Genomic DNA, 12,907 nt, shown 5'->3' on the forward strand with positions numbered 1-12,907 from the left:
GTCCTGTTCGACACCGTGGCGTTACCGATCCGTTATGCAGGGCCTCCGAAATGGGCCCTATCCAACGGTCCGGTTTCTTTACGGCACGCTCGAGCGAGCAGGTCAGCCCCGCAGGATCATGTCCGACGCTTTTTCGCCGATCACGACGCTGGGTGCGTGTGTGTGGCCACGGATGATGGTCGGCATGATCGACGCGTCCGCCACCCGGAGGTTGGCGACGCCGCGCACTCTGAGGTCGGGCGTGACGACGCTGGAGGTGTCGTTGCCCATCCGGCAGGTGCTGGTGGGGTGGTAGAGGGTGTGCGCATTCTGCTCGAGCGCCTCGGACAGAAGATCGCCGGCGTCGCGAGGGCGGACTATGTCGCCGAGCAGACCTGTCAGCGCAGGCTGGGACGCGATCTCGTTGCACACGCGCAGTCCCTCCAGCATGGCTGCGCGGTCGGCGCCGTCACCGTCGCTGAGGTATCGCGGATCGATGATCGGCTTCGCTAACGGATCGGCAGTGCGCAGCGTGATCTCCCCACGGCTGCGCGGCCGGAGCAGGACGGAGCCGATGACGGCGGCGTGGGCGTCGGGTGCGATCAGCCCCTCGTCGAAGAACGGGGCGGGGGCATAGATCAGTTCGACGTCGGGCAGAGCGAGGTCGTCTCTGCTCTTGATGAAACCGTAGGCCTCGGCGACGTTCGACGTCAGCATTCCGCGCCTGCGAATCAGGTAGTTCAGAAGTTCGGGGACCTTCTCGGCGAAGAACAAGGAATCGCTGTCGACGCTCCAGCCGATGAGCGCTGCGAGGTGGTCGGTGAGGTTACGGCCCACCTCGGGCGCGTGATGCTGGACGGTGATGCCGAGGTTCTGCAGAACCGTACGGTCGCCGATTCCGGAGAGCATCAGCAGGTGCGGGCTGTTGATCGCGCCACCGGCGAGCACCACCTCGCGGGCCGCTCGCACCGTCTGGGTGTGGCCACCGGACACGTACTCGACGCCGACCGCGGCCGAACCGTCGAACACGATCCTGGTGGCCTGCGCCTCGGTCAGGACGGTCAGATTCTTCCGTTTGCGAATGGGCGCCAGGTAGGCGTCCGCTGTGCTCCAGCGGGCTCCGCGCTTCTGGTTGACCATGGTCTGCGAGAAACCCTTGGGCTCGGGCAGGTTCGGCGGTTCCACCGGATAACCTGCCTGTTCGACGGCCTCGAGGAACTTGGCGGTGAGTGCGCGCGGGCTTCGCTGGTGCGAGACGATCAACGGCCCGGTCGTGCCGGCGTCGAGTGCCGTCGTTCCTTCGATGGACTCGATCTTGCGGAAGTACGGGACGATTTTCTCGAAGGACCACGACGAGTCCGACAGCGATGCCCACTCGTCGTAGTCGGCCGCGAAACCGCGAACCCACATCATGGCGTTCATCGACGAGGATCCACCGAGCATCTTGCCTCGTGGCCAGAAGATACTGCGGCCCTTGAGCTCCGGTTGCGGTTCGGAGTCGTAGTCCCAATCGACCTCGCTGCGGAACAGCTTGGAGAAGGCTGCGGGGATGTGCGCGAACTTGTTCTTGTCCTCCGGCCCTGCTTCGAGCAGGACGACAGTGTTCCGCGGGTCTGCGCTGAGCCGGTTCGCGAGCACCGCGCCCGAGGAACCTGCGCCGACCACGACGTAATCTGCAACCAGTGACATTCGTTTCCCCTCTTCGCAGCGCTCGAGGGAAAGGTAGCAGTCGTGACGCCCGCTGCGACCGTTTTTCGGTCGGGTAGAGGGCGGCCGGGTGGGTGATGCATCGAATTCCCCCGGATGGGGTAGTCCGGCGGCATGACGCACCGAAAAGGCACGACCGTGCAGTGGAACTGGGGACAGGGCACTGCCGAGGGCAAGATCGTCGAGGTCCACACCGACAAGGTGACCAGAAAGATCTCGGGTAGCGAGATCACCAGGAACGGGACCGAGAAGACGCCCGCCTACCTGATCGAACAGTCCGACGGGCAGCGGGTGCTCAAGCTCGACAGTGAGGTCGACACACCCTAGGGTCGTCGTCCATGATCGCTACGCGAGCGAGCCTCGGCGCGGACGTCCGCGCCCTGGGTATTCGAGGCGGCGACGCCGTGATGGTGCATGCCGCGTGCGGAAGCGTCGGGACGATCCTCGGTGGCCCCGACGCACTGGTCGATGCGATTCTGGACGTCGTCGGGCCGTCGGGAACCGTTCTCTCGTATCAGGACTGGGAGTTGGGCCTCGACATCTGGGGTCCCGACGGCACCGTTGCGGCCGACATTCGGCCCCATGTTCCGCCGTTCGATCCTTCGACCGCGCGGGCGGCGCGAGACCACGGGATACTCGCGTCGACGATCGGTACCAGGCCGGGAGTCCTCCGGAGCGCAAACCCGGGCGCCTCGGTCGCTGCGCTGGGTGCGAGGGCCGACGAGTTCACGCGTGATCACCCGTTGGACGACGGTTACGGCCCGGATTCGCCGTTCGCCCGTCTGGTCCGGGCCGGCGGCAGAGTGTTGATGGTCGGTGCGCCGCTGGACACGATGACGTTGCTGCATCACGCGGAGGCGTTGGCAGATGTTCCGGCCAAGCGCCGGGTGAGGCGTGAGTACCCGTTTCGAGGTCCGGACGGCGAGACCGTCTGGCGTTGGTCCGAGGAGTTCGACACGTCCGATCCCGTGGTGGCCGGCCTGGACGACGATTACTTCGCGACGGTGGTCCGGGAGTTTCTCGCGACCGGAGCCGGAGCTCGTGGGCTGGTGGGGCTCGCGGAGAGCGTGGTCGTCGACGCCGGACCCATCACGGCGTTCGGGATCGACTGGTTGGAACGTCACGCGGCGCGGTGAGTGCGCGATCTGCGTCGCCGCCGATCATCCGGCGGGCGGCGGCGCGTTGCTGGCGATCACCACGTCCAGAACGCCGGCACCGATCGGAACCGGTGTGCACGGTGGGACGATTCCAGCGCCGGGGTCGAGGGCGCCGAGAACGAGAGCGATGGTCGTCGGGTCGTAGGTGAACGTGAAGTGCGCGACGTTGTTCTGAGGGCACACGTCCTGCACCACGATGTTGCGGGCGTCCGGATCACGAAGCAGCGCATTGGTGTACGGCTGGATGACCTCGTCGACGTCGGTGGCGATACTGGTGTATTCGACGCCGGGGACGGTGTCACCGCCTGCGTTGAGGTCCTGGAGGAATGTCGAGCCCTCGATCAGTTGGACCAGGGCGGGGCCGAACTCGCTGGACACCAGTCGCGTGGCGCTCGGCACGGCCTGGATAGCCGGTGACACTCCGTAGGCGGTTCCACCGTAGGCGGGGGACGCGATGCCGATCCACTTGTCGACGACGTCCGCTCCGCCGAGGCGGTTGGTGAAGTATCGGGTGACGGCCGCGCCCTGCGAGTATCCGACCAGATCGACCTGCTCGGCGCCGGTTGCGGACAGAACACCGTCGGCGAAGTCCTTCAGCTGCGCGGCACTACCGCGAATGTCGGTGTAGCCGAAGCTGGTTCCGTCCGGCGAGGCGCCGTAGTTCAGTCCGTAGACGCAGTAGCCGGCCGATGCCAGCGCGGGCGACAGTGCGGCCCAGTCCGCGTAGACCGACGCGTCGGTGCCGTGGACCAGGATGACCGGATTCGGATGCTCTGCCGACGGGACGCAGTCCGTCGGGTTCATGCCGGGAGGCACCGAATCGGGGTGGTTCGCCGCGTACGCGATCGCATCGGCATGAGTGCTCTGGGCGGGCCCCGGTACGTCCGGAGCGTTCGGCGGCGCAGCATGAGCGATGCCGCCGAACGCGGCGAACAGGAGCAGAACGGTGGCGGTCGACGTCGTCGAGAATCGGTAGCTCACACAGCACCTCGATTTGTGGGTTCCTCTCGACCCTATGCCGATGCGCTGTGTGATGTACCAATGAAACGAGTTTGTTTTACTGACGTATCACAGTCGAATCAATTGATACGACTTGCCTTGACCCAGTCGATGCTCATGGTTTGCGGAAACGGAGTCGATGCAGGGGCTTTGCCGACCCAGTCGTTGCCGACTGCCACGTTGAACAGGACGTAGTGAGGCCATGCGCCGGAGAACGGCTTCCAGTTGCCCCCTTTGGCTTCGTAGTCGCTCTTCGTCACGGTGAACTTCTGGACACCGTCCACGAACCAGGTGATTCGGTCAGGGAACCAGTCGACCCGATAGGTGTGAAAGCCGTCGGAAATCGGGCTCATTCCGCTGCCGGTCTTGACGTCGGTGCTGGAGTTGTTACGCGCCGGACCGTGCAGATTGAAAGAGGGACCATTTGTGCCAGGAATTTCCACGACGTCGATTTCACCCTGACGCGGCCAATTGTATTCATTGCCCGGTTCGAGGCCGAGTAACCAGAAAGCGGGTAGCAATCCGGCCGCACGAGGCATCTTTATGGATGCTTCCAGTCGCACTGGCGGGGTTACGGATTGTTTTCCGAAGCTCACGACACGAGCGCTGGTGAAGTTGTTCGGCGCGGGCTTGCGGTCCGGAGTCGTTTCCCTCCTGGCCGTGATGTTCAGCGAGCCACCCGCGACCGACGCGTTGTTGGTCGAGTTGGTGTAGTACTGCTGCTCCCCCGAAGTTGCGCCCCACCTGCCGGTTTGGAAACCCCACTTTCCAGGATCGACGGCGCCCGACCCGTTGAACTGGTCCTCCCAGAGCACGGTCGTCTGCCCGCCGCTCGGCGGTGGAGTGGCCGTGGTGACGGGAGGAGGGGCTGTCGTCGTGGGCGGTGGCGCCGTGGTGGTCGGAGGTTTGGGAAACACCGTCGGTCGCGGGTAGGTGGGAAACGGATATGTATAAGGCGCCGCAATCAGGATCGGGGCCATTACGAGAGCGAACCACTTCATTTCGGGTCCTTCGTATCAATTGTCGAGGGGTAACAAAAGCACGAGGGATGTCTAACACAATGCAGCCTGCTTACTGCACTGGAAAGCGAAATGTGAATATTTGTTCTCGATGCGAGGGTCGATTCCGCCGAATTAACGGTCGAGTTCTCGAATTCGACACTCGAGGACCGTGTTTTGGTTTGTTACCGCCGAAAGGAGAAAGAGAGCCGGTGACGGGAATCGAACCCGCCTCTCAACCTTGGGAAGGTCGCGTTCTACCAATGAACTACACCGGCGCGGCGGACGGTCGAGGCTGTCCGCGCCGAGCAACTCTAGCAGTCGGGTGTCGTGTGGGTGGTCAGCGGGAACGGTGTGCTGCCGGAGCGATAGCCTGCACTGTGCTGCTTTCCGATCGCGACATCCGCGCTGAAGTGTCCACCGGCAACCTCGGTATCGAGCCTTTCGATTCTGCGATGGTGCAGCCGTCGAGCGTCGACGTTCGGTTGGACAAGCTGTTTCGGGTGTTCAACAACACTCGCTACACGCACATCGATCCGTCGAAGCAGCAGGACGAGTTGACGACGCTCGTCGAGCCTGCGGACGGCGAGCCGTTCGTACTGCATCCAGGCGAGTTCGTCCTCGGGTCGACGCTCGAACTGACGACGCTGCCGGATTACCTGGCGGGTCGGCTCGAGGGAAAGAGCTCGCTGGGCAGGTTGGGTTTGCTGACGCATTCGACCGCGGGGTTCATCGATCCCGGGTTCAGCGGGCACATCACGTTGGAACTCTCCAACGTGGCGAATCTCCCGATCACGTTGTGGCCGGGGATGAAGATCGGGCAACTGTGCCTGTTCCGGTTGTCGAGCCCGTCGGAGAATCCGTACGGTAGCGCGGCGGTCGGATCGAAGTATCAGGGTCAACGGGGCCCGACACCGTCGAAAGCGTACCTGAACTTCGTTCAATCGCCGGTCGACTGAACTTCAGGTCTGTTTACAGCGTATTTTCAATACGAACATACGGTTTTTCCGGTAGTCTCGACCCTTGCCGAAGTGGGTTGGGGCTTACCGGAGCGAGGTTTTCGATGACAGCCGTACTCGGCGCATCGCTCGGTGTGAGCGGAATACGCGCAGCATGCAGCGACGTGCGCGCAGATCCCCAGCTCAGCACCGAGACCATCATTGCCGTACCCGAGGGTTCGCAGGATCCGTGGGGCTCGGTGACCTGGGCCGTCCACAAGTTTGCGCGCGAGAACGGCGCCACGGGCACGGTCCCCGTCCTGGCTCTTCGTGACAAGAACCCCAGCGAGGTCTACGGGGTGGAGCATGCCGACGGCCTTGCGCTCGTATCGGACATCGGTGCGCAGATCGGCGCGCTGCAGGAGTCCGGGGATCTCACGGCAGATCAGACTGTCGCGTTGTTCGACGTCGGTGCGGGCGGGGTCACCGTGTCGATCGTGGAATGCGACTCCGGCCGCGTCCTCGGTTCACGGCGCAGCACCGTGTTGTCCGGAGACGGGTGCGACGCCAGGTTGTCCCAGCATCTTCTCGGGTTGCAGGTCCTGGACCCGGAATCTCGCGACGTGTTCGTCGAGACCGTGTGCGAGGCCAAGGAGAGACTGTCGTCCGTCACGGCCGTGGAGGTGATGAGCCCGGCCGGCGTCGCCACCCTTCATCGATCCGTCATGGAGGATCTGGTTCGGGACAGCGTGTACGACGCGGTCGCTCTGGCGTCGTCGATGATCACCGATGCGCCCCATGTCGACGCCCTGTTCGCGGTCGGCGGAGGCGCGAACATGCAGATAGTGCGACAGAGCTTGATCGACGGTTTGTCGGTGCCCGTCTTCGTCCCGCGCGAGCCGGAAGCTCTGGCTGCGCGAGGTGCGATGGGGATGGCTCGGCGACTCGTCGTCGCCCAGCATGCGACCGACGACGCCGGGGGGACCGCGGGAGGGGACGGCCCCGCGTCCGTCGTCACCGGGAGTAGGGCACGTCCCCGTCACAGCGACACGTCGTCGCGGCGTCTGACGCGCCTACGCGCTTCGCGGTACCTGGGAGGCGGAGCCGTTGCGTTGATCGCAGGCGGTGTGGTCGTGTCGATTGCGGCGGCGGCGTCGAGCGATCGCGGAGTCGAGCCCCCGGCCCTGGACTACACGCCGGTGATCACGTCCTCTTCCTCCGTTGCCACCACCGTGGCTCCCAGCCTGCCGCCTGGCCCACCGGATGCGTCCGTGGTTCCGGACACGACCTCCGCGGCCGTGACCACCACCCCGGAGGCGTCTACCGGTGACGCGGACACGACCGACGAAGTGGAGTCGACCGACGAAGTGGAGTCGACCGACGAAGTGGAGTCGACCGACGACGAGAAGGTCACCACGACTCGACGCCGGGAGACCACCACTAGCAGCGCACCCACCCCGACCCCCACGGCGACGACTCGGCAGCGGGACGACCAACCGCGGAACGACCCACCGCAGACCACTCGTCCGACCGCGACGACGCGGCCACCGACCCAATCGCCCGTGCGGTCGTCGGCTCCTCCACGAACGTCATCGCGCCGGTAGAACTCCGCCGGTAGAGACCCTGCCCGGCGATGTTTGCCTCCGTTTGTTCACCTGTGTACGGCAGACTCGTTCCATGGCTTCGATACACACCGAACGTGAGGACAAGTTCGACGTCGACCCGGACTTCGTCCTTCCCGATGCGGACAAGCTGATTCCTGCGGGCGGTTCCGCGACGGAGTCGGAGGTCTCGCTCGTCAGCACGTACTTCGACACCGCGGATCTCGACCTGCTGCAGCGCGGAATCACGGTGCGTCGCCGGCGCGGTGACGCCGACACCGGATGGCACGCAAAGGTTCCGGCCGACAAGGCGCGGACCGAGATCAGGTTGCCGCTCGGTAGCGGTGAGGACGCGACAGTCCCGGGTGAACTCGCGGAGCTTCTGATCGGTGCCACGCTCGGCAAGCCGTTGTCCCCTGTGGCTACGTTGACGTCGCTGCGCAGGCTTCACGTTCTGTCCGATCGGAAAGGTCGCGTGGTTGCCGAACTCGCCGACGACACCGTCACGGTCGATCTGTCCGGCGCCGACGGGCACGGTTGGCGGGAGGTGGAGGTCGAGCTCGGTCCCGAGGGGGCGGAGTCGGATCTGAAGCAGGTGGGCAAGAAGCTGAAGGCGGCAGGGGCACGCGTCGGCGCGCATCCGTCGAAATTCCATCGTGCGGTTCGCTCGTCGGCCGAGCCGGTCCACACGGGAACCGTCGGCGTCGTCGCGGACTACCTGAATCAGCAGGCCCAGGCGATCTTCGCGGGCGACGTGTACCTGCGTCGCGGTATGGATCCGATTCATTCGACAAGAGTCGCGATTCGCCGTTACCGCAGCACGCTTCGCGTGTTCGCCGAACTGTTCGACGACGACAGGGCACTGTTCCTGGAAACGGAATTATCCTGGTATGCCGGACTTCTCGGTGAGGTTCGCGACCGTCAGGTGCAGCGTGCTCGCTTCGCAGAATCCCTGGGCGAGCTACCGGATCACCTGGTGCTCGGTCCCGTCGCCGCGCGAATCGAGAACGATCTGCTCGCCGAGCAGCTTCGTTTCCGTGCCGTGGTGACCGCCGAACTGGACGGCGAGCGGTATCTCGCCCTACTGACCGAACTGGCGCAGTGGACACGCGGCTTACCGCTGGCGAAAAGCGCGCACAAGCTCGACGACGACGATCTCGACGTTCTCGCACGCAAGGCAGGCAAGAAAGCATCCAAGCGGGTGGCGGCGGCGACAGTCGCCGGCGACGACGAGGCACTGCACCGAGCCCGGAAGGCAGGCAAACGGGCACGCTACGCCGCAGAGTTGGTCGAGCCGATCGTCGGGAAGAAGGAGTCGAAAGCCAGGATCGCCCGGTACAAGAACGTCCAGGAGATCCTCGGAGAGCACCAGGATGCCGTCGTGGCCGCGGCGACCCTGCTCGAGTTGGGCCGCAAAGCGGGTGTCACGCCAGGAGAGAACGGGTTCACGTTCGGGTTGCTGTACGCGCAGGAACTCGCCGCCGCTGCCGCGTCCCGAGCGGAGATAACCGAGTCCGGAATCTGAATGCGACGATTGTCCGGTACCCGGGTAGTCTGATTGCCGATCAAACCAACCGATCGCCCGGATTGGCGTCGGGTACTCGGTTCACGGCACTACACGGGGGGTACGAGCGGCATGCACATCGCGCTTGGCGTGCACGTCAGCACGTACGAGGTCACGGCGTCGCTGGTGGACACCACCCTCCCGGAGCTCGGCCCTGTCGCGACCCGCACGGTCACCGTCGCCGCAACTCCCGGCGGAATAGGCGGAGCCGTGTCGACCGCGCTCGGCTTCATGCGCGTCCAGGCCATGCAACACGACCTGAACGTCGCTGGTGCAGCGGTGGTGTGCGAGAACGCTCTTCAACGGGAAATCGTCGCCGACGCCCTGGCTGCCACCGAATCCGAGCCGACTCCCGTCGTCGACATCTTCGACGATCGCCTGTCCGACGCCTACACCCCGGACATCGCTGCCGCCCTTCTCGTGGGCTCGCTCGCGCCGGCAATCGCAGCACCCAGTTCAGCGCGAGAGCCGCACCGCGGGGTCTGGCCGATTGCCGCCGTCGGCGCCTGCGTTCTCGCCGCCCTGGGCGGCGTCACAGCATGGGCGATGACGGCAGATCCGTCGCAGGCCGGCGGTTCGGTCCCGTCGGAGATGGTCTATCCGTCGGATGTCCCGGCCTCGGATGCGTCGCCGACGCGCCCTGCATCCATCCCGGTCGGTGCGTCGACGACCGCTGCTCCGGAGCCGCCGATCGACGGCGTGCCAGGCGCCGACGCGCTTCCGGTCGATCCCGGCGCTGTCGTCGTCGTGCCCCTCGCACCCGTCGGAGAAGCTGCGCCGCAGCCGGAAGCCGGGCAACCCGAGTCCGCCGACCCGGGCGCAGCAGCACCGCCGGTCCGTCCGGTCCCGACCGAACCAGGCCCGACGCGGCCGGGTTCGACCAAACCGAGCAACGGTGGGGTGACGACGACCTCGACAATCCCCGAGACACCCGTTACGACGCCGACTACAACTGAGACCACGTCTTCGCCGTCAATCAGCAGCACTACCGACGCGCCGATCATGGAGAACGACGTCCCCTAGATCCGGCATGCCTGCGTTCGGTACTGCTCCCGAAGCCTCATGAGTACATGACGATTCGGTCGTGTGAACCGCGTGTGAATTATCCGCGGAGTAGTGAATTGTCATCGAACATCGGTGGCAGTCGGCGGGAATTCCGGGCTACCATCGGTCCATGATTTCCAGCGGCCGTTCGCTTCGGCTACAAGCCGGCTCGCGGCCGCGTGTGTGTTGTATGCGCTGTCCGTAACTCGTGCATCGTTGTCTGGCGCATTCTCGAAGTTGTTGTTACCGACGCATATTCACATCTCACGGATTGTAGGTTGGCTCGATGGACGATTCTCGGACCAGTATCGATTGGGCTGTCGGAGTTCTCATTGCCTTGCGGGGATATTCCCCGGAACAGGCATTCGAAGAATTGGTGACGCACAGTTTCACGTTCGATGTCAGCTTGTTGCAATCCGCTCGTTCGCTCGTTGCGGCTGCGCGTGAGACAGCTACGGACGCAGCGCCTGTCGGTGCCGCCACGCAGGAGTGGGGCGATCTGCTGGCGCAGCGTCGACGGGTCGCGTGAGCCCCTGTGGCACTGTGTGCGGTCACTACATCACAGTGAAAACAAACTGAAAGATTGAAAAAGGCTCCCTGGGCCTACCCAACGAAGGATTTCCTGGCTACCATCTGTGCAGGAGTCGGACGTGACGGGGCAGAAGTCGAGGGAACCATGAGAACGGTGCTCGGAGTGTCGGTGGGCTCTGCCACGGCTCGCGCGACGGCGCTGGACTCGGCCGACGACTCGGTGCGGTCTGCCAACGTCGTTCGGTCGTTCGAGGCGAAGGGCCACGTCGCCGCAGCGCTGGAGCTGCTCGAGTCCATGGCGACGGTGCAGCAGGTCGATCGCGAGGACGCCGTTCTCGCTGTTCCGGACGACCCGGCGTCGCGCACCCGCAATTCCGCGTACTCGGTGCACCGGTCGGACAGGTACAACATCGTGTCGGAACTCGGCGCGCAGCTGCGCTATCTTCGCGGCTCCGGTCAGCTGGACGGGCTGCGCACCGTCGCGGTGTGCGACGTCGGTGCATCCGGCACGACGGTGTCCGTCGTCGATCCGGCGAGTGGCCGCGTGTACTGCGCCGAGCGAACCAGTGCGTTCGGTGGAACCGTGTGCGACGAGGCCGTGCGGGATTACCTGCTCGCCACGTACGGTGCGGACGAACTGATCACCAGTTCCGGGATCGACAGTCTGATGGTGGCCATTGCGTACGCGCGTGAGCAGCTGTCCAGCCTCCGCGTGGCGGAGGTGCCAGGTCCGTTCGTCGCAGGCCCGATCCGGCTGTGGCGCAGCTCTTTCGACGAGATAGTCGAGCGGGCCGTGTATTCCATCGAGGACTGGACCGCCAGTGTGATCGTCGAGTCCCCGCGGGCGGTGAACGCACTCGTCATGGTCGGAGGGTGTGCGCACCTACCGTTGCTCCGTCGGGTCTTCAGACGGGATCTACGTCTACCGGTGTTCGTGCCGTCGGCGCCGGAATCGTTGACCGCTCACGGTGCCGCTCTTCTCGCTGCCGACGAGGTTCGGCAGCGCACCAGGCGTCCGCTGGCGGCGGTCACGACCATCAGGGCACAGGAGTTCACGACCATCAGGGCACAGGAGTTCACGACCATCACGGCACAGGAGTTCACGACCATCACGGCACAGGAGTTCACGACCATCACGGCACAGGAGGCATTCGGTTCCACGGCGTATCCGGTGATGCCGAGGCATCGGTCGGCGTGAGGATGTTCGTGTGGTGAACGGCGGTAGGTGCGATGGGCCTATGACGTGCCACAAGCTGCGCGCCGCGCGTGGTCTGGCGGCGCGGTTGCAGGTATGTTGCGTCGAATGAGTGAGAATGCGACAGTCGCCGAGACCTTCGACCCTGCCGAGACCTTCGACCCTGCCGAACATGTGCGAGCGATGGTAGGGCGGCATTACCGCACTGCCGACTACTACGACGTCGGACGCGAGAAGGTTCGCGAATACTCACGTGCAGTCCAGGACTTCAACCCGGTCCACTGGGAGGGTGACGCGGCCGAGGCTCTCGGTTATTCGAGTGTCGTCGCGCCGTTGACGTTCATGTCGCTGGTCGGCACGCTGGCCCAGAAGCGTCTGCTGCAGAAGATCGCCGTCGGGTTCGACTTGAGTCAGATGCTTCAGACCGATCAGGTCCTCCAGTTCCATCAGCCGATCGTTGCCGGCGATCACCTGTACTGCGACGTCTCGCTCGACTCCTACAAGGAGGTAATGGGCAAGGACATGATGGTCACCAAGAACATCGTCTCCAATCAGCGGGGTGAGCTGGTGCAGACCACGTACACGACGCTGCTCATCGGGCGCGACGGTGACGTGGACAAGGGGATCGTCGAGGCTGCGGAGAATCTCGTCATGCAGGGCGCGACGACTCTCGCGGCGCGCGCGGGTGCAGCTGATCACGACGAGGACGAGGATCAGGTGGAGCACCCGCCGCTGACCGTCGTCGACGTGCCGTCGTCGGCGTCGGTGAAGTTCGACGACGTCTCTGTCGGAGACGAGTTGCCCGGCAAGTCGTTTCGTCTCACTCGGGGCGATCTGGTCAACTATGCCGGAGTTGCGGGCGATGCCAACCCGATTCACTGGAGCGAGGGTTTCGCCAAGCTCATCGACCTCGAGAACGTGCTGGCCCACGGCATGCTCACCATGGGCCTCGGCGGTGGCTACCTCACCGAGTGGATCGGTGACCCGGGTGCGGTGAAGGACTACACCGTTCGTTTCACCGCGCCGATTCCCGTGGACAGTCACCGCGCCGCCGAGATTCAGTTCGGTGGAAAGATCAAGTCCCTCGACCCGGAGGCTCGTACCGCGGTCGTGGCACTCAACGCCACCTTCGAGGGCAAGCGAATCTTCGGCCACCGCGCTACGGCGACGGTCCGGCTCGCCTGACACGTGAGT

12 protein-coding genes and 1 tRNA gene are annotated in these 12,907 nt (G+C 64.8%); 9 read left to right on the top strand and 4 right to left on the bottom strand.

Annotated features, from left to right (window positions below; genetic code table 11):
- Nucleotides 1-102 precede the first annotated feature (102 nt).
- The gene (locus H292_RS0103980) at nucleotides 103-1,668 is read right to left on the bottom strand and encodes a GMC family oxidoreductase (protein ID WP_020110507.1); all 1,566 of its coding nucleotides are present in this window, start codon (nucleotides 1,666-1,668) and stop codon (nucleotides 103-105) included.
- 132 nt (nucleotides 1,669-1,800) lie between these two features.
- On the opposite strand from H292_RS0103980, the gene H292_RS0103985 reads away from it, so the two are divergent.
- Together H292_RS0103985 and aac(3) are read left to right on the top strand one after the other, a co-directional pair.
- Nucleotides 1,801-2,013: a DUF2945 domain-containing protein gene (locus H292_RS0103985; protein WP_019665609.1), complete on the top strand. Its 213-nt coding sequence runs from the start codon at nucleotides 1,801-1,803 to the stop codon at nucleotides 2,011-2,013.
- 11 nt (nucleotides 2,014-2,024) lie between these two features.
- Nucleotides 2,025-2,822 (top strand): aminoglycoside 3-N-acetyltransferase, encoded by a 798-nt coding sequence (aac(3), locus tag H292_RS0103990; RefSeq protein WP_020110508.1) that lies wholly within the window; start codon nucleotides 2,025-2,027, stop codon nucleotides 2,820-2,822.
- Nucleotides 2,823-2,846: 24 nt separating this feature from the next.
- Here aac(3) and H292_RS0103995 read toward each other — a convergent pair whose 3' ends face one another.
- From H292_RS0103995 to H292_RS0104005, 3 genes are all read right to left on the bottom strand, one after another.
- Nucleotides 2,847-3,824, bottom strand: coding sequence for an esterase/lipase family protein (locus H292_RS0103995; protein WP_020110509.1), 978 nt, complete (start codon nucleotides 3,822-3,824; stop codon nucleotides 2,847-2,849).
- 98 nt (nucleotides 3,825-3,922) lie between these two features.
- Complete coding sequence (locus H292_RS0104000; RefSeq protein WP_080738117.1) at nucleotides 3,923-4,822, bottom strand: glycoside hydrolase family 16 protein; 900 nt, start codon at nucleotides 4,820-4,822, stop codon at nucleotides 3,923-3,925.
- 225 nt (nucleotides 4,823-5,047) lie between these two features.
- Nucleotides 5,048-5,118 (bottom strand) — tRNA-Gly (locus tag H292_RS0104005).
- A 102-nt stretch (nucleotides 5,119-5,220) separates the two neighbouring features.
- Between H292_RS0104005 and dcd the strand changes: the two genes are divergently transcribed.
- The 7 genes from dcd to H292_RS0104040 all read left to right on the top strand — a co-directional run bounded on the left by dcd (nucleotide 5,221) and on the right by H292_RS0104040 (nucleotide 12,898).
- Nucleotides 5,221-5,799 carry a dCTP deaminase gene (gene dcd / locus H292_RS0104010; protein ID WP_019665613.1) on the top strand — a complete coding sequence of 193 codons (579 nt, stop codon included), beginning with the start codon at nucleotides 5,221-5,223 and terminating at the stop codon, nucleotides 5,797-5,799.
- Between the two features lie 104 nt (nucleotides 5,800-5,903).
- Nucleotides 5,904-7,382, top strand: a complete 1,479-nt coding sequence (locus H292_RS28050; protein ID WP_020110511.1) for an Hsp70 family protein — start codon at nucleotides 5,904-5,906, stop codon at nucleotides 7,380-7,382.
- Between the two features lie 73 nt (nucleotides 7,383-7,455).
- Nucleotides 7,456-8,904, top strand: coding sequence for a CYTH and CHAD domain-containing protein (locus tag H292_RS0104020; RefSeq protein ID WP_020110512.1), 1,449 nt, complete (start codon nucleotides 7,456-7,458; stop codon nucleotides 8,902-8,904).
- Nucleotides 8,905-9,015: 111 nt separating this feature from the next.
- Nucleotides 9,016-9,966 carry a hypothetical protein gene (locus tag H292_RS0104025; RefSeq protein ID WP_020110513.1) on the top strand — a complete coding sequence of 317 codons (951 nt, stop codon included), beginning with the start codon at nucleotides 9,016-9,018 and terminating at the stop codon, nucleotides 9,964-9,966.
- A 307-nt stretch (nucleotides 9,967-10,273) separates the two neighbouring features.
- Nucleotides 10,274-10,516 (top strand): ANTAR domain-containing protein, encoded by a 243-nt coding sequence (locus H292_RS0104030; RefSeq protein WP_020110514.1) that lies wholly within the window; start codon nucleotides 10,274-10,276, stop codon nucleotides 10,514-10,516.
- A 147-nt stretch (nucleotides 10,517-10,663) separates the two neighbouring features.
- Entirely contained in the window at nucleotides 10,664-11,716 is a 1,053-nt protein-coding gene (locus H292_RS0104035; protein ID WP_020110515.1) for an Hsp70 family protein, read from the top strand.
- A 105-nt stretch (nucleotides 11,717-11,821) separates the two neighbouring features.
- Nucleotides 11,822-12,898, top strand: a complete 1,077-nt coding sequence (locus H292_RS0104040) for a fused (3R)-hydroxyacyl-ACP dehydratase subunits HadA/HadB (RefSeq protein WP_020110516.1) — start codon at nucleotides 11,822-11,824, stop codon at nucleotides 12,896-12,898.
- Nucleotides 12,899-12,907: the final 9 nt, after the last annotated feature.

It is taken from the genome of Rhodococcus sp. 114MFTsu3.1 (assembly GCF_000383555.1).
In the GTDB taxonomy this organism is placed as follows: Bacteria; Actinomycetota; Actinomycetes; order Mycobacteriales; family Mycobacteriaceae; genus Rhodococcoides; species Rhodococcoides fascians_E.

Coding starts and splice junctions, on each gene's coding strand:
- H292_RS0103980 (WP_020110507.1), bottom strand. CDS start 1,668: ATGTCACTGGTTGCAGATTACGTCGTGGTCGGCGCAGGTTCCTCGGGC.
- H292_RS0103985 (WP_019665609.1), top strand. CDS start 1,801: ATGACGCACCGAAAAGGCACGACCGTGCAGTGGAACTGGGGACAGGGC.
- H292_RS0104000 (WP_080738117.1), bottom strand. CDS start 4,822: ATGGCCCCGATCCTGATTGCGGCGCCTTATACATATCCGTTTCCCACC.
- H292_RS28050 (WP_020110511.1), top strand. CDS start 5,904: ATGACAGCCGTACTCGGCGCATCGCTCGGTGTGAGCGGAATACGCGCA.
- H292_RS0104020 (WP_020110512.1), top strand. CDS start 7,456: ATGGCTTCGATACACACCGAACGTGAGGACAAGTTCGACGTCGACCCG.
- H292_RS0104025 (WP_020110513.1), top strand. CDS start 9,016: ATGCACATCGCGCTTGGCGTGCACGTCAGCACGTACGAGGTCACGGCG.
- H292_RS0104030 (WP_020110514.1), top strand. CDS start 10,274: ATGGACGATTCTCGGACCAGTATCGATTGGGCTGTCGGAGTTCTCATT.
- H292_RS0104035 (WP_020110515.1), top strand. CDS start 10,664: ATGAGAACGGTGCTCGGAGTGTCGGTGGGCTCTGCCACGGCTCGCGCG.
- H292_RS0104040 (WP_020110516.1), top strand. CDS start 11,822: ATGAGTGAGAATGCGACAGTCGCCGAGACCTTCGACCCTGCCGAGACC.